The 16,328-nt window shown below is 59.0% G+C and carries 15 protein-coding genes and 1 pseudogene; 10 read left to right on the top strand and 6 right to left on the bottom strand.

Annotated features, from left to right (window positions below):
• Window positions 1-26: 26 nt before the first annotated feature.
• Together ACQ4OE_RS03370 and ACQ4OE_RS03365 are read right to left on the bottom strand one after the other, a co-directional pair.
• Window positions 27-389, bottom strand: coding sequence for a Rieske (2Fe-2S) protein (locus tag ACQ4OE_RS03370; RefSeq protein WP_430945674.1), 363 nt, complete (start codon window positions 387-389; stop codon window positions 27-29).
• Window positions 390-402: 13 nt separating this feature from the next.
• Window positions 403-1,344 (bottom strand): VOC family protein, encoded by a 942-nt coding sequence (locus ACQ4OE_RS03365; protein WP_430945673.1) that lies wholly within the window; start codon window positions 1,342-1,344, stop codon window positions 403-405.
• A 256-nt stretch (window positions 1,345-1,600) separates the two neighbouring features.
• On the opposite strand from ACQ4OE_RS03365, the gene ACQ4OE_RS03360 reads away from it, so the two are divergent.
• The 4 genes from ACQ4OE_RS03360 (at window position 1,601) to ACQ4OE_RS03345 (ending at window position 5,770) form a co-directional block, all read left to right on the top strand.
• Window positions 1,601-2,563 carry a LysR family transcriptional regulator gene (locus ACQ4OE_RS03360; RefSeq protein ID WP_430945672.1) on the top strand — a complete coding sequence of 321 codons (963 nt, stop codon included), beginning with the start codon at window positions 1,601-1,603 and terminating at the stop codon, window positions 2,561-2,563.
• Window positions 2,564-2,622: 59 nt separating this feature from the next.
• On the top strand, window positions 2,623-3,780 hold the full coding sequence (locus ACQ4OE_RS03355; protein ID WP_430945671.1) for an alpha/beta hydrolase family protein: 1,158 nt from the start codon (window positions 2,623-2,625) through the stop codon (window positions 3,778-3,780).
• Between the two features lie 182 nt (window positions 3,781-3,962).
• Window positions 3,963-5,312, top strand: a complete 1,350-nt coding sequence (locus tag ACQ4OE_RS03350; protein ID WP_430945670.1) for an amidohydrolase family protein — start codon at window positions 3,963-3,965, stop codon at window positions 5,310-5,312.
• Between the two features lie 11 nt (window positions 5,313-5,323).
• On the top strand, window positions 5,324-5,770 hold the full coding sequence (locus ACQ4OE_RS03345; RefSeq protein ID WP_430945669.1) for a GlcG/HbpS family heme-binding protein: 447 nt from the start codon (window positions 5,324-5,326) through the stop codon (window positions 5,768-5,770).
• Here ACQ4OE_RS03345 and ACQ4OE_RS03340 read toward each other — a convergent pair.
• Both ACQ4OE_RS03340 and ACQ4OE_RS03335 read right to left on the bottom strand, forming a co-directional pair.
• Window positions 5,761-6,690 (bottom strand): annotated as a pseudogene (locus tag ACQ4OE_RS03340) (LysR family transcriptional regulator); the annotation flags it as partial. The gene ACQ4OE_RS03345 and the pseudogene ACQ4OE_RS03340 overlap by 10 nt on opposite strands.
• Before the next feature lie 141 nt (window positions 6,691-6,831).
• Window positions 6,832-8,337 (bottom strand): sensor domain-containing diguanylate cyclase, encoded by a 1,506-nt coding sequence (locus tag ACQ4OE_RS03335; RefSeq protein ID WP_430945668.1) that lies wholly within the window; start codon window positions 8,335-8,337, stop codon window positions 6,832-6,834.
• Window positions 8,338-8,592: 255 nt separating this feature from the next.
• On the opposite strand from ACQ4OE_RS03335, the gene ACQ4OE_RS03330 reads away from it, so the two are divergent.
• Both ACQ4OE_RS03330 and ACQ4OE_RS03325 read left to right on the top strand, forming a co-directional pair.
• Complete coding sequence (locus ACQ4OE_RS03330; RefSeq protein ID WP_430945667.1) at window positions 8,593-9,714, top strand: SMP-30/gluconolactonase/LRE family protein; 1,122 nt, start codon at window positions 8,593-8,595, stop codon at window positions 9,712-9,714.
• Between the two features lie 255 nt (window positions 9,715-9,969).
• Complete coding sequence (locus ACQ4OE_RS03325; RefSeq protein WP_430945666.1) at window positions 9,970-10,221, top strand: DUF2790 domain-containing protein; 252 nt, start codon at window positions 9,970-9,972, stop codon at window positions 10,219-10,221.
• Between the two features lie 76 nt (window positions 10,222-10,297).
• Here ACQ4OE_RS03325 and ACQ4OE_RS03320 read toward each other — a convergent pair whose 3' ends face one another.
• Entirely contained in the window at window positions 10,298-11,224 is a 927-nt protein-coding gene (locus ACQ4OE_RS03320) for a LysR family transcriptional regulator (protein ID WP_122661952.1), read from the bottom strand.
• Between the two features lie 221 nt (window positions 11,225-11,445).
• Here ACQ4OE_RS03320 and ACQ4OE_RS03315 point away from each other — a divergent pair, with 221 nt between their 5' ends.
• From ACQ4OE_RS03315 to ACQ4OE_RS03305, 3 genes are read left to right on the top strand one after another with little or no spacing between them, the layout of a single operon-like run.
• Complete coding sequence (locus ACQ4OE_RS03315; RefSeq protein WP_430945665.1) at window positions 11,446-12,882, top strand: NAD-dependent succinate-semialdehyde dehydrogenase; 1,437 nt, start codon at window positions 11,446-11,448, stop codon at window positions 12,880-12,882.
• Between the two features lie 11 nt (window positions 12,883-12,893).
• The gene (locus ACQ4OE_RS03310) at window positions 12,894-13,226 is read left to right on the top strand and encodes a carboxymuconolactone decarboxylase family protein (RefSeq protein ID WP_077572896.1); all 333 of its coding nucleotides are present in this window, start codon (window positions 12,894-12,896) and stop codon (window positions 13,224-13,226) included.
• Window positions 13,227-14,228, top strand: coding sequence for an NAD(P)H-quinone oxidoreductase (locus ACQ4OE_RS03305; protein WP_430945664.1), 1,002 nt, complete (start codon window positions 13,227-13,229; stop codon window positions 14,226-14,228).
• Window positions 14,229-14,440: 212 nt separating this feature from the next.
• On the opposite strand, the gene ACQ4OE_RS03300 is transcribed toward ACQ4OE_RS03305, so the two are convergent.
• Window positions 14,441-15,397: a fimbrial protein gene (locus ACQ4OE_RS03300; RefSeq protein ID WP_430945663.1), complete on the bottom strand. Its 957-nt coding sequence runs from the start codon at window positions 15,395-15,397 to the stop codon at window positions 14,441-14,443.
• 323 nt (window positions 15,398-15,720) lie between these two features.
• On the opposite strand from ACQ4OE_RS03300, the gene ACQ4OE_RS03295 reads away from it, so the two are divergent.
• Window positions 15,721-16,260, top strand: a complete 540-nt coding sequence (locus ACQ4OE_RS03295; protein WP_099494436.1) for a hypothetical protein — start codon at window positions 15,721-15,723, stop codon at window positions 16,258-16,260.
• Window positions 16,261-16,328: the final 68 nt, after the last annotated feature.

Below are 16,328 nucleotides of genomic sequence, written 5' to 3'. Positions count from 1 at the left end.
TGTATCGCCGTACGCGATACCTCGATTTATCCCGGCTGCGGCACCCCTTCAGGCATTTGCACCAGCAGCCAGCCGTCCTTTTCGCAGAACGGCAGCGCTTCCAGTGTCTGGCCCAGGCACGGGCCGTAGATGCATTCACCTGTCACCGGCAGAAATTGCGCACCGTGGGCGTAGCAGACGATCAACTGGCCATCGGCGGACAAGAACTTGTCCTTGCGATACTCCAGGCGCACGTCCAGATGCGGACAACGGTTGCGATAGACCCGCACCTGATTGGCGTGACGCAGGGCAAACACACTGTCGCGGCCCTGCGCCAACGGATCGAAGCCGCGCGCCCGGCCCTCCTCCAGTTCGTCCAGCCGACACAATGGCTGCGCAATACCGCTCATGATCAGCGCGGCCTCAACCGAGTTTTGGCGGCGGACCGCCCGGGGCCCATTTCTCTTTCGCGCTGAACAGGAACAGCTGCGAGTTATCCGCCGACAGCGGCGCGCGACGGGCCTCCCAGGCGTCATCGTGCTTATCCATATCGGCGTCGTATTCGATGTGGCAGCCCAGCGGACTGTTGAAGTACCAGAACCAGTTGGAGCCAAACAGGTGACGGCCCGGGCCCCAGAAACTGGTCCAGCCCTTTTGCTCGAAACGCGTCCCGGCCAGCAGCACTTCGGTGCCACTGCCCATGTGGAAGGTGAAGTGTTCGCAGCCTTTCATGTGCGGCGGGGTCTGGATCATGAACAGGCAATGGTGATCGTCAGAGCCTGCCGGGCGCATGAACGGCCCGGCGCCAATGAAGGTGTCGGTGGTGCGAAAACCCAAGCGCTCGGCGTAAAAGGCTTCAGCCTTTGCCGCATCGGGGACGAAATACACCACGTGCGACAAAGTGCGCGGAGCAGCGCCCATATCGAGGGTAATGCCCGGCTGGTTAAGTGGCCGCTGTGGCGCATGGCCGGCGGCGTTGGTCAGGTCATCCGGTGCGCTGTAAGGCTTGCGTACGCTGACCTGAAAAGCGATGGCGAAACCCATGTCGTCAACGCTGTGCAGGACGCCGTGTTGATCGCGACGGACGGAGCGGTCACGGGCCAGCTCATCTTCGATGGCATCCAGATCGCTGAGCGCAGCGACCCCGTAGACCGTCTCGCGAATCGACGGCGCCGGGCCTATTGCCGCCGGCAAGTCAGGGTCGTCGGCTCGACGGATAATTACGGCGGTGCCGTCCAGCGCTTCGAAACGCCCGCCGTTGCTGTCAACACCGACCGGCGCAAGGCCATAGTCGCGCAGGCAATCGGTGCAGGCTTGAATGTCATCGACGCCAAAAATCAGGGCATCAAGGCCAATGATGTTCATGCTTACCACTCCATTGAAATTATGATCCGGTGACTGTCGCCATGGACGCCTTGCAGCGCGCCGGGCCTGACTGGAAACCGGTGGTGGTGTCGGCTGCAGGGCCGACTGCGGCGAAGATTGGCGCAAGGGTTGGCAGCTGACTAATCGCGAGTCGGGATGCGACCTATCGGCAAACGCGATACCTGCGACGAAGGTTGACGCGCCGATGGATTCGTTCGAATGTATTGCGAAAATAAATACAAAAACGGACCTGCCCATGCGTTTCAACCATCTGGACCTGAACCTGCTGGTCGCGCTCGATGTATTGCTCGAAGAGCAGAACATCACCCGCGCTGCCGAACGCCTGCACATGACCCAGTCCGCCACCAGCGGCGTGCTCGCGCGTTTGCGGACTTACTTTGAGGATGAGTTGCTGGTCCAGGTGGGCCGCAAGATGCAGCCCACGCCTTACGCTACGGAACTGGCCAAACCGGTGCGTGAAGTCCTGCTGACGATCCAGTCCTCGATTACCGCCAAACCGGTGTTCGACCCGGCCACCAGCAAGCGACATTTTCGTTTGGTGACCTCGGACTATCTGATCAGCGTGCTGTTCGCCCAGGTGATCCAGAACATTCATCAGGAAGCGCCCAACATCACCTTCGAAATGCTTGGCCCCAGTGACAATTCCGGCGAGTTGCTGGTGCGTGGCGAGGTCGATCTGATGATTGTTCCCGAGCGCTACATCATTGAGGGGCACCCTTCGCGCCTGCTGTTCGAGGAAGAACATGTGTGCGTGGTGTGGCATGGCAATACGCAAGTCGGCGACAGCCTCACCCTTGAGCAGTACATGGAGATGGGCCATGTGTCGGTGGGATTTGGCCGTACGCGGCACATGAGCATCGAAGAATGGTTCATGAATCAATACGGCTTCAATCGGCGCATCGAGGTGATCACCAGCGACTTCAATACACTGCCGCAATTGATTGTCGGCACGCAGCGCATCGCCACGATGCACCAGCGTCTGGCGAACCTCTACGCGCACTACCTACCGCTGCGCATCCTGCCGCCGCCGGTGAAAATTCCGGTCATGCGCGAGTACATGTTGTGGCACCGCAGCGTGGACGGCGACCCGATGCACCGCTGGCTGCGCGAACGCATCAGCGAATCCATCCAGCATCTGCAACAGGTGCCCATCGTATCTCGCGATACCTCGTATCCGCCGTCACGATTGGCCAATTAGTCGGGTGATCCTTAACGTGCCTTGGGAATGCCAAGGCAACCACAAGGACAACAATAATCATGTTTCGCTATTTCCCGACCAACTACGTTTGGAATCTCTCTGTCGACCTGGCCATTGAAATGGGCGCCCGCATGGGTGAAATCGAAGAGATGTGCGCCCCGCTGCAAGAGGCTGCGAAACAGCCAGACGCGGCCGGCACCCGCGCCTTTCGCGAAACCTGGGCGAAAATGGCCGACAAGCTCTGCGGTCTGGCCGAAGAAGACGAAGGCAATGGCCGGATGCTCTCGGCTGGCGAAAAATACAACCGCGCCGCCACCTATTATTTGACCTGCGAGCGCCTGCAAGCCCACGGCGCTCCGGGGCGTACCGAGCTCTATCAACGTTTTCTGCAGACCTTCAAGCGCGGCATCGAACTGTCGCGGGAAAACTGCGAACGGGTGGAAATCCCTTACGAGGGCAAACATCTTTCCGGCTTGCTCGTGCGCGCCGAAGGCGTCGAGGGGCCTGCGCCGATTCTGGTGCAGGTCAACGGTCTGGACTCGACCAAAGAAATGAAATACCGCGTGGGCCTGCCAGCATGGCTGGCGAAACGCGGCATCTCTTCGCTGATCATCGACCAGCCCGGCACCGGCGAAGCGTTGCGCCTGCATGGCCTGACTGCACGATTCGACAGTGAGCACTGGGCCAGTCGCGTGGTGGATTGGCTGGAAACCCGAAGCGACGTTGATGCCAAACGTATCGGTCTGGAAGGTGTCTCGCTGGGCGGTTATTACTGCCCGCGTGCCGTTGCATTCGAACCGCGCTTCGCGTGCGGCGTCGTGTGGGGCGCCAACCATGACTGGCGTGATGTGCAAAAGCGTCGACTGGAAAAAGAAGGCAGCTTCCCGGTGCCGCACTACTGGGCGCATGTCTGCTGGGTCTGGGGCGCGAAGGACGTCGAAGAGTTCATGGCCATCGCCGAGAACGTCCACCTCGACGGCGTGCTCGACCGGATCAAGGTGCCCTTCCTCGTCACCCATGGCGAGCAGGATTCTCAGATCCCATTGAAGTGGGCGCATCGCACCTACGAACAACTGGTCAACAGTCCAAAATGTGAACTGAAAATCTTCACTGAACGTGAAGGGGGTGTGCAGCATTCGAGCTTCGACAACAGCATCAATGCCGGGCAATACATTGCTGACTGGATCGCTGAAACCCTGGGTGGCCGCACCGCCTGATCACTGCAAACACGCACAAAAAAACGCCGGACAATCGCTCGATTGTCCGGCGTTTTCGTTGATGGTTTCCGTCAGGCGCAGCTATTGACGCGATCAATGCTCGGCCATCGATGCAATCTGCTGGTGGCCCCCTCGCCTGCTCTTTAGCCTCATGTGCAGAACAATCACACAGTGAAAACGCCATGACTGCCCTGCACCTGAAATGCCAGACCCTGTTTGACGGCACCGGACTGCAAACCCGCCAGCAACAGACATTGATTGTCGAAAACGGCCTGCTCAGTTACGTCGGGCCTACCGCGCTGGCACCCGCCCCCAAGCCAGGCGATACGCAGGTGGATGCAGGGGATGATTTCGTGATGCCAGGGCTGGTCGACGTGCACACGCATCTGGCCTTCGGCAACGCGCAAAGCGAAGAAGACATTGATCTGTGGACCAGCGACGAATTTCGCGCGTTGCGCGGGATGTTCTTCGCACAACACGTGCTGGCTGCCGGCGTCACCAGCATGGTCTGCCCCGGCGACAGCGGCCAGCTCAGCATCGCCGTGCGCAACGCGGTGACCGCAGGTTTGTTCGAAGGTCCGAGGATCGCAGCCAGCAGCCGCGTCATCACCAACCGGCAGAGTCTCAATGACTGGTTCCCGAGTCGGGTCGGCGCCCCGGAATACTTCACCGCCCAATTGGTCACCAGCCGCAGCGACGCCCTCGCGGAGATCCGCAAGCAGGCCAAGGACGGCGTTGACCTGATCAAGATCGCCATGGACGGCACGCACCGTCGCCCCAACGGCGAAATCATTGCGGCTTTCACCGCCGACGAGACCTTCGAAATGGTCGAGGAAGCGCATCGTCTGGGCTGCAAGGTCGCCACCCACGCCTACGGTCGCGAAGCCGTGATGTACGCGGCGCGCGCGGGCGTTGATCTGGTTTTCCATGCCTTTTACATGGACGACGCCTGCATCGAAGCACTGCTTGAGGCCGGCAGCATTCTGGCGCCGACCATGACCTTCCCGCAGAACACCGTGGATTTCTGTCAGCCGCATGATCCGGCGATCAGCACCGGTTATGCCGGTTACTGTGCGCGCACACTGGACGTCGGTTCGGCGGTACTCAAACGCGCCAAAGCGGCCGGCGTACCGTTTGCCTGCGGCAGTGACAGCGGCTTCGCGGTGACGCCCTACGGTGAGTGGCACGCCCGGGAGCTCGAGTTGCTGGTGACTCGCCTCGGATTCACCCCGGCCGAAGCGTTATACGCCGCGACCGCTGTCGGTGCGCGCTGCATGCCCCGCGGCGAAACCCTCGGCACGTTGCAAGTGGGCAAGCAGGCGGATTTTCTGCTGCTCGACGGTTCACCGCTGGACGACATTCGCATCCTTCAGGATCGTTCGCGCCTCAAAGCGGTGTACAAGGCCGGCCAACCGGTGCGCATGGATCGCAGCCCCTACAACCCCAAGCAAGTGTCCGATTTCAATTCGCTGAAATGGACCGATCTTTACACCCGCGACCGCGTTGCTCAACTGGGCAAGTGGGCCGTATGAGGACTGAGATCATGCAACGACTCGACTTGCTGACTGCGACGAACATGGCCAGCGATGCCATCCGCATCGCGCGGGAAACCGGGATCAAACCGCTGGGCGTCGCCGTACTGGATGCCGCCGGCCATCCATTGGCGGTTCTGCGCGACGAAGACGCCACCTTCCTGCGCCCGCAAATCGCCATCGGCAAGGCACGCGGTTGCTTGGGCATGGGTTTTGGCGGGCGTGAACTGGCGCGACGCGCGCAGGCCATGCCGGCGTTTTTTGACGCGATCAACAGTTTGACCGGCGGTGAAGTGATCCCGGTGGCGGGCGGCGTGCTGATTCGTCATGCCGAGGGCGCGATTCTCGGGGCCATCGGCATCAGTGGTGATACCTCGGACAACGACGAGCGCTGCGCATTGCTGGCCATCGCCAACGCCGGATTGCTCGCCGACAGCGGCGATGAGCCAGAGGTTTGATCGAGCAACGCGGCCTGTTCCACGAGCAGGCCGCGAAACCATTGCATAGCCGGGTCGTGCTCTTGATAGGGATGCCATTGCAAGACTTGCACGGCTTCGGGAAACGCGACCGGCGCCGGGAGAATACGCAACGGATAACGCTGGGCGAAGCGTTGCGCCTGGCGTTGAAACACCGTGGCAATGCGTGCGGTGCCAACGATGAACTCCGGCATCAGCACAAAGCTTTCAACGGTCACCGCCACTTGCCGCTCAATCCCGAGTTCATGCAGGTGCATGGCGTCCATCGCCAGGTTGTGCCCGTCGGCAAACTCGCGCACCACATGCGCCGCAGCGCAATAGTCGGCCACGCTCAGTGGCTCGGCAAACTGTGGCTGTTGCGCGCAGACGATGCAGCAGAGCTGGTCTGTCATGAGCGGCACATGGGGATAGGCCGGATTCAGCCGTCGTTGCGGCACGATCACGCAATCACTGCGCCGATAATCGAGTGCTTCGCTGACGACATCGCCGTCGCGCGGCACGGGCATGTCACGCAGGCTCAAGCGAATGCCCGGAGCCATGCGCGCCAATGCACGGCTGACCGCTGGCAGCAGCACATCGGCGACGTAATCGGAGGCGACCAAAGTGATGTGCCGATTGCAATGTGCGGGGTCGAAATTCAGCGGCGCGTCGACGATTTCCCGGGTCAGTTCAAGCGCCGCACGCACTTTGGGCAGTAACGCCTGGCCCAACGCGGTGGGTTCCAGGCGTCGTCCCACTTGCACCAGTAGCGGGTCGTTGAAATGTTCACGCAAACGGCCCAGTGCCGAGCTGGCAGCTGACTGTCCCAGGCATAGACGCTCGGCCGCCCGGCTGACACTGCACTCGCTCAGCAAAGCGTCCAGCGCAACCAACAGATTAAGGTCGAGGCGTCGATATCGCATGTCGGTTCCGTCGAAGGATGAGTCGAGGATTTGCCCGAATGCCAGGCATGCTCGACAACAAATCATGACCTTAACCAGCGGCTCACCGATGCACCAATCGCGTGCTTCGCTGGCAGGTATCGCCAACAGCGATACCAGGCGCTATTGCCCGCCCCTCACAAACTGGTTACGCCCCAACGCCTTCGCCTCGTACAGCGCCTGATCCGCCGCTTCGATCAATCCCTGCATGCTGTCCAGTTGCGCGCCCGTTGCCGTGGCGATGCCGATGCTCACGCTCAGTCGCCCGAACGGGCTGGCGCTGTGGTTGATGTGCTCTTGCTTCAGGCGATCGAGGATAAGTTGCGCCACCACCGCAGCGCCGTCAGCGTCGGTGTCCGGCATGATGACGCCCATCTCCTCACCACCATAACGCGCCAGCAAGTCTGAAGGACGTCGCACACAATCCTGCAGCACGCGGCCAACGGTCTGCAGGCAGGCATCGCCGGCGACGTGACCAAAGGCATCATTGAACAGTTTGAAGTAGTCGATATCGATCATCAGCAATGCCAGCGTGCTGCCATCACGTTGTGCCCGCCGGGCTTCCATGGCGAGGCTTTCGTCGAAACAGCGCCGATTGGCCACCCCCGTCAGGGAGTCCCTCATCGCCAGCAACTCAAGTTGCCGATTGGATGAGAGCAACTGCTGCTGCGTCTCGCGCAATTGATCTTCAGCCTTGGTGCGCCGGCGGATATCCAGAATCAGAAACCAGCCGATCAGACTGGTCAGCCCGAGCAGCCCGGCCACCACCACGGCCGACAGCCACGCCTCCAGACGCCACGCGGCCAAGGCCTCGCGCTTGCCAAGGGCGACGGTGGTGATCAACGGCAGCCGATCACTCTTGCGGAAGGCGTACAGCCGCTCAACGCCGTCCAGGCTGGAGGTGAACGACGCGGTGCCGACTGAGCGATCGACCAGATACTTCGCATAGATCGGCGACTTGGAAAAGTTGCGGCCCATGTCCTGCTCGCGAAAGGGGTAGCGAACCAGCAACGTGCCATCGGTATAGGACAAACCGATGGCGCCGTCCTGTCCGACATCGAGCTTGCCAAACAGGCGCAGGAAGTTTTCCACCCCCAGTGTCACCGCCACCACGCCGGCAAACTCGCCGTGAGCATCGTTGAAACGGCGGCTGACGGTTATCACCCATTCCTGATTGGAACGGCTCTGAATCGGTGGTCCGATAAAGGCCTCGCGGGAGGGATCATCGCGATGATGGATGAAATAGGCGCGATCGCTGCTGTTCGAGCCGGCGGGAATCGGCCGGTTGGAAGACATCAGCCAGCGGCCCTGAGTGTCGTAGATGGTGATGCCACTGAGCTGCGGCATCAATGGTTCCTGGCGCTTGACCAAAGCACTCAGCCGCTGAATCTGCGCGGGGCCACTGCCTTCGGTTTCCAGACGTTCGACGAGGCCGAGCAACAGCAATGAACTCTGGCGCACGATGCCTTCGGAGTACGTCGCCAACGCCTGGGTCAGGTTCAAGCCATGCACGTTGACTTCTTCCAGTGCACGCTCTCGAGAAGCCAACACTTTCCACACCGTCAGTGACGCGAGGGAACAACCGATCACCCACAACAAAAGCACAACCAGATGAGTATCACGCTTCACATTGCTACCTTTTGGAAAGTCCGGTTTTCCGCTCCAGCGACTCATGATCGACCCAACGGCTGCAGACGCCTGCGCTCGCCGCGCGCAAGGATACAAGCAGTGATAAAACGTTGCAGCAACAGATTGTGCAGGGAATCACCAGAGTGAAGTCCCATGACACAAGCTCAGTAATCGAAGCCATGAATCACTTGTACGATGTCCTACCACAAGGTATTACTACGTCTCCAAAAATAAAAAAACCACGGAGATCGCTCCATGCACTCATCCCTGTCCGGCAAGCCTGAAAGCCTTGACCGAGCGGTAGGCAATACCCGCCGCAGCTTCCTGAAAAAGTCCCTCGCCGTTTCCGCCACGCTCGCCACCGTCGGCAGCACCGCCCTCACCCGGATCGCCGAGGCCGCCGAGCCCTTGAGTCAGCGCTACCCTGATCCTCTGATTCACATCCTCGATGACAGCTTCCTCGATCTGCGTATTTTCAACGCCAGCGTTGAGAAACTCGCCACCGGTATGCGCTGGGCCGAAGGACCGGTGTGGGTCGGTGATGGCCGCTATTTGTTAGTCAGCGACATCCCCAACAATCGCATCATGCGCTGGGACGAAATCACCGACACCTTCAGCGTGTACCGCGAACATTCGAACTTCTCCAACGGCATGTGCCGGGATCGCCAAGGGCGTCTGATCGTCTGCGAAGGCTCGACCACCACCAGCGAAGGCCGGCGCATCACGCGCACCGAAGCCAATGGCACGATCACCGTGCTGGCCGACAGCTTCGACGGCAAACCCTTCAACTCGCCCAACGACGTGGTCTGCAAAAGTGACGGTTCGATCTGGTTCACCGACCCGCCCTTCCAGACCGGCAACAACTACGAAGGCCACAAAATCACCCCGAGCCAACCCCACGCCGTGTACCGCATCGACGGCGAAACTAAAAAAGTTACGCGGGTCATCGACGACCTTAACGGCCCCAACGGCCTGTGCTTTTCTCCGGATGAAAAAACCCTGTACGTCGTCGAAGGACGCGCCAAGCCCAATCGGCTGATATGGGCGATTGCCGTGAAAGATGACGGCTCACTCGGGGAACGCCGCAAGCACATCGAAGGGCTGGAATATGCCGCGATCGACGGCATCAAATGCGACGAAGCGGGCAACCTGTGGTGCGGCTGGGGCGGCAATGGCGATCCCAAGGCCGACCTGGAAAAACTCGACGGCGTGCGCGTTTTCAATCCGCAGGGCAAAGCCATCGGGCACATTTCGCTGCCAGAGCGCTGCCCGAACTTGTGCTTTGGGGGACGTGAAGGGAACCGGTTGTTCATGGCCAGCAGTCACTCGATCTATTCGCTGTTCGTGAATACTCGTGGGACTACGTTTGCGTTGTAAAAGCGAGGCTCGTCTCGCGACAGTTTCGTGAGTATCGAAACGATAGTCTGCCGCGCATCCGAGGATGCGCGGTATTCAATCGCTGTTACTGTCTCCGCCTTGCCGGACCCTGTGAAACGCCCTAGCGTCAGACACCGCAAGATTGTGTTCGGAATTGATAAAAGTCTTTCCCGGATTCGCGTCTGTTTGCGCAAAACCCTCAAGCCTAAAGTTCGTCCTGCCAGCAACATCACACTTACTTTAGGAAATCACATCATGAAAACGGCAATGATCATCGTCGCACTCTTGGGCTTCAGCTCTGTGGTAGCAGCGCAGGACGATTCTGCAACGACTAAACAGGTCGAGCAATATCGCTACGGTACCCACCTGGATGTCGCCAAGGTCATCTCTGAAGACCCGGTGCCGGATGTTTGCGCAGTGGTACCGACGCACATGACCTACCAGGATTCGCAAGGCAAACGCCACGTACTGGCCTATAACGTCATGGGCCGTTGCAGCCAGGGCTAAGTCAGCTGTTCGCCGATCATTGCGCCTCGGAGAGTGGTCTCATCGAGGCGCAAATACCTTTTTGCTCCGCAGCGTTTCAATCGATAAGTTCTTTGGCCGTGGCTGCCAGCTGACTGCCAACCCGATCTTTCAGCGTTTCAATAAACCGGGTGATTTTTGCATCGACAAACTGCCGAGAGGTATAGACGGCGTACACGTTGCGCTCATAGGTATGGTAGTCAGGCAAAACCCGCACTAACTTGCCGGAACGCAAATCGTCGATGGCCGTGAACCCGGCCAGCAAGCCAATCCCGGCACCCTCTCGAATGGCCAGCGCCATTGCATCCATATCGTTGACGCTGAAACTTGGCCCTGTCGGGACAAATGTCGCGTCCCCCGCCTTGCTCTTTAGCTGCCACTCATCCCGCACATAATCCACGGTACCCAACAACAGACACTGGTGATCGCGCAGGTCTTCAGGTGTTTCCGGGGCCGCATGCCTAGCCAGGTAATCTGGCGACGCCACCAACACACAATGGCTGACGCCGATCTTCTGGCTGACATACGCCGAATCGGGGAGCGCGCGGGCGATCAGAATCGAGACATCCAGTTGGTCTTCCAACAGGTTCGGCATGCGTTGCGAGAGCAATAAGTCCACCGTCACCTCCGGGAATTGCTGGCGGTACTCCAGCACGGCCCCCGTGACCAGATGCCGAGCCAGGCCGGGTACGCAATGCACCCGCAGTGTTCCCCGAGGCTCCAGCGCGGCATTACTGGCTTCGGCTTCGGCACTCTCCAGATCAGCGAGAATTTTCGTGCAGCGCTCATAGAACCGTCGCCCGGCATCGGTGACCGACAGGCGTCGGGTCGAGCGTTGCAACAGACGCGCATCGAGCACGTTTTCCAGCGCAGAGACAGCACGCGATACGTTACCGACCGTTGAGTCCAGATGATTGGCTACGGCCGTGAAACTGCCCATCTCGACAACCTTTATGTACACCGACATGTTCGAAAGCTTATCCATCGCGACCTTCCTGTAGATCTGACGCTCACCCGTGATAACGCGCATTTTTTCCGGATGCTACACGTTCGGCTCGACACTCGATATTACCTCTGGCGACAACAATGATTCCCTTTGGCCCGTCTAAATCAATGGGCCCTCCTTCCATAGACTTGGTTGCACAGGCCGCCTGAACAGGCGCCGGGTTTCATTCGAATCTCTGACAACCAACTGAAGGGCACATCATGAAAACCTCCTACGACCCGCTTTATCTTTTCATCGGTGGTGAATGGATCAGTGCCGAAGGGCGCGACACTGCCTCCGTCGTCAACCCGGCAACCGGCCGGGAAATCGGCCGCGTCCCACTCGCCACCGCAGGCGATCTTGATCACGCCTTGGAAGTGACTCGCCTGAGCTTCGAGCAATGGCGCCAGACCGTGCCTGACCAACGCGCAAAAATCCTCAAGCGTGCCGCCGACCTGATCCTCGAGCGCGCACCGCAGATCGCCGCGCAGATGACCCTGGAGGAAGGCAAGCCGCTGAGTGAAAGCCTCGATGAAGTGACCCGCGCGGCGGAGTATTTCGAATGGTTTGCCGAAAGCGCCAGGCGTATCGATGGCCGCGTGGTTCCGGCCAACCGTCCAGGCGTGCTGCAACTGGTCAAACGCCAGGCCATCGGCCCAGTGGCCGCATTTACACCGTGGAATTTCCCGGCCATCACCCCGGCACGCAAGCTCTCGGCAGCGCTGGCCGCCGGTTGCAGCGTCATTCTCAAACCCGGTGAAGAAAGCCCTTCCACAGCGCTGGCCCTGGCGCGTGCACTCGACGATGCAGGATTGCCCAAGGGTGTGCTGCAAGTGGTGTTTGGCGTACCGGATCAAGTGTCCAGCCATCTGATCGCCTCGCCGATCATTCGCAAAGTGACCTTCACCGGCTCAGTGCCTATCGGCCGCCTGCTGTCTGCACGCGCTGCCGAAGGCGTGAAGCCCATCACCCTTGAACTGGGTGGGCACGGACCGGTGCTGGTGTTCGAGGATGCCGACATTGAAAAAGCTGCCGTTGAGGGTGTCGCTAACCGCTTTCGCGGCACCGGGCAGGTGTGCATTTCATCCACTCGGTTTCTGATCCAGCGTGGCGCCTATCAAGCTTTTGTCGATCACTTTGTCGCGGCGACCCAAGCCCTGAGAATCGGTGACGGCCTGCATCCGGACACTCAGGTCGGACCTTTGGCCAACCCAAGGCAATTGGCAAAGATGGAAGAATTGGTCGCCGATGCCGTCGAGAAAGGGGCACGGGTATTGGTCGGTGGCGAAGCCTTGTCAGGCGAAGGCTACTTCTTCCAACCCACGGTTCTGGCGGATGTGCCGATGAACGCCCGCGTCATGCACGAAGAACCCTTCGGCCCCATCGCCGTACTGATGCCGTTCGATGAGCTGGCCGATGGGCTGCAAGAAGCCAACCGCCTGCCCTACGGACTTTCGGCCTACGCGTTCACCTCCAGCGCGCGCACGGCCATTGACGTCGCCGACGGGTTAGAGGCCGGGATGATCGGGATCAACCAATACCGCATCGTCGCAACCGAGCTCCCGTTCGGCGGCATGAAAGAAAGCGGTCACGGCTCCGAAGGTGGCATTGAAGGCATCGAGCACTATCTGACCCACAAATTCATCAGCCAGGTTTAAGGAACTCGCCCATGTCCAAGCTCAATTTCAGCAGTCCTCGGGAAGCCGCGCGCGCGTTCACGCCAAAGCTGGCGCAATTCGTCGACTCGACGCTTTATCCGCAAATCTGGAGCGATCCCGCGCTGTCCCTGCGCGACCGTAGTCTGATCACCGTGGCGGCATTGATTGCCGCTGGTCACTCGGAAGAGTTGCCTGCCCACTTACGCCGCGCGGCTGGCAACGGTGTAACCCAAGACGAACTGGCGGCAGCGATCACGCACCTGGCTTTCTATGTGGGCTTCCCTGGCGCCATCACTGCGTCTGCTATCGCCAACGCCACGTTCAGCGAAACGGAGAACAACTGAATGAAAGCCATCAACATCAGAGAATTTGGTGCGCCAGACGTCCTCGAACTCGTCGAGGTCGCCGATCCTGAAGTCCGTCCTGACGACCTGTTGGTACGTGTCTATGCCGCCGGAGTGAACCGAGCGGATCTGACGCACCGGACCGGTGGCTACGGCCATCCGGATTTCGGCGACTCGCTGATCATCGGCTTGGAAATCGCCGGCGAAGTGATCGGCAAAGGTAACGCGGTGACAGGGTTCGAGGTCGGAGATCGCGTCATGGGTGTGGTCGGCGGCGGCGCCTACGCCGAGCTGGCACGCATCGATTACCGCATGGCCATGCACATCCCTGCGCAGCTTGATTATGTACACGCGGCGGCCATTCCCGAGGTCTTCGTCACGGCCCATGAAGCGATGATGCACCTGGCCCGGCTCAAGGCCGGCGATTCGGTGCTGATTCATGCGGCCGCCGGCGGCGTCGGATCTGCTGCGGTGCAGTTGGCTTACGCCACCGGCGCCACGGTGTATGCGACCACCGAAGGCAGCAAGTTGGCGCGTGTCGAGCATTTGGGCGCAGACGTGGCGATCGACTACAAGACCCAGGATTTCGCTGAGGTGATCGCCGACAAAACCCAGGGTCGTGGCGTCGATGTGATCATCGATTTTATCGGTGAGCCCTACTTCGCCCGCAACATCGCGTCCCTTGCACGCGGCGGTCGCTTGGTTCAGGTGGGAATTCTCGGCGGTGGCGGCAACGTCACGGTGGCGCTGGAGGACATTCTTTACCGCCACTTGCAAATCATTGGCACGGTGATGAAGTCGCGCACGCAACCGGAGAAGCACGCCATGATCAAACGCTTTCGCGAGCACTGGCTTGATCGCTTCGAGGGGGCCGGAAGCCTTGAGCCGGTGGTCGATAGCACGTTTGCGCTAGCACGGGTTGCTGATGCGCATCGCCGGATGGAGTCTTCCGAAAACGTCGGGAAAATCATTTTGACGATGCAGCCAGAAGACTTGGTTTAAAACGGGTCGAATAGTCTATTAAAAACGGTGCCGTTGATGGGCACCGTTTTCTACCTATGCATGGACATGCATAAGTGTTCCGGCTTTGTCGACCTGTCCCGTACTGTCGACAACCTGCTTCTCATGCCTTTCTTTGAAAGTTCGACGTGGTGCTGCCCAAGCCTTTCGACATTGCGGTGATTGTGGCTGAGGTGAAGAAGCTGTTGGCCTCCTCATAGATACTCAACGACAAAGGCAATTTCGGCGTTGGCATCGCCTGCCTTCATTTGCGCATTGGAAGGTTCAATGCGCACGAAACGCGCTTGCAAGTCTACAGCTGCATTCCCGCCTTCCGATGTAGGCGCTTTCGTTATGTAGTTCTGATTCAGCTTGAGTGGCTTCCCGTCTCTGAAGCGCATCTGCAATGCCAAACCTTTGGCAGTGGAGCTACTGTTCAGATTTACCATGCCAGTATTAGCGTCCCACGCAGGGCTGCCCGCAGTGGGCGAAAAGGAGTAGCGGAAGTTGTTTATTCCGGCAGGACAGTTTTTCATACTGAGAAAAAAGTATTGCTCCTTGGCATAGGCACCGTTCTTCGGGAAATCGCTCAAGTTATAGCTACCCATATCAACTTTTACATCGGGTGTTTCGCAAGACTGTGAGACCACCCGCGTGCCACTTGTATTCAATGCAAGAGGCTCGATTTCAGCAGCGACAAATTTCCCTAATTGGCCTGAGGGTATCGTCGCACTACCGGAAATCTCCCCCGTCTTTACAAGCCGCAAGATGTGCTCAGTGCCATTCCACCCCCAACCGCCAGCGACGTCGGAGTCACCCGGAAAGCCTTTCCATACTTTGCCCGATGGCGGTCGAACCCATTGCCAGCCGATGCCGGTATTTCCAATGGGAAAAGTCTGCGCGCCCGCCTGGGTGGTGCCCACAGAATTGCGCACACCTTCATTGTGTACCGCAGAGCACCTGAACGAACTGGGAATGGCTCCCAGGGTCACGATTGGGCTTTCATAGATAACCGTGCCGTTCGGCGTGTCCCGCGGCACCGAGATCGTGGCCGGAAGGACAACTCGGAGGTTGCCCATGGAATTGTCGGGATAAAATTCGCATACCGCCGCCGTTGCGTTTGACGACAGCATGTACAAGAGCCCGACAATTAATATATGGCATAACTTCATAACACTCCCTCTGACTCTGCGTTGCATGCAAAAAACTGAATGATTGACGATGGTGCGAATATTTAACCGGCAGCAAAATCACCATAAACGGAGCGAAAAGATAATGAATAAATAACACTTGAGCAAAAGGTTTATTTATTCAACAACCAGACAATTCTCATAGACTTATAGCCAACTAACTAAATTCGGAATATCTATAAAAGGCCAAGTTGAACACCTTCCTTTATCAGCGCAAATAACCAACAACCAATTTAAGACTCGTCTTAAAGGCACAACGAAACTCTGGCATTACACTGGCTTCTCTTGATAGGAGAAACGATTCCGTGAGAGCCCTCGATACCCTCAATAGCGCAAAACCCCAGAGCAACGCCGCCATCTACTGCCTGACGATTCTGGCACTGGCGCTGATCGCCATGACTGTCGTCGCCGGTCATGAGCTCAACAATCTGTTTCCACTCAAGGCCGTGGTGCAACAACAGGAGGCCCAGCTCACGCAGCGCGCCGAGGCTATCCAGTCAATGAGCGCAGAACTCAAGCGTCTGGCAGAACAAAAGCAGGCCCTGGAAACCGACCTGGTTACTGCGAAGGAACAAGCGAAGGCCGCCGAGGCGGCAAAGACCGAACTCGAAAACACTCAACGCGCAGCGCAAACCAGCGCCGCGTTAGAGGACGAAGACTCACTGTGCGCGATCATTGAGCAAAATATCCGGCTCGTCGCGGACCAGCTCAATCGCGACGATTTCTTCCGCTTGCGTGATGAGCGCGAAGCTGATGCTGAAGCCGTACTGGAAAGCTATGAAAAACAACTCGCCCACTGCGTTGAACAGCTGACGGCACAAACCGCATTACCAACACAGAAATGAGCCTGCACTCGTTGCGCAATACGATTGATCGCGGACCGAAAAAGCCCTGGCAATCAGGGCTTCCCGTC

Source organism: Pseudomonas sp. WC2 (assembly GCF_050586545.1).
Classification (GTDB): Bacteria; Pseudomonadota; Gammaproteobacteria; order Pseudomonadales; family Pseudomonadaceae; genus Aquipseudomonas.
This window is presented reverse-complemented; position numbering and strand designations above follow the sequence as displayed.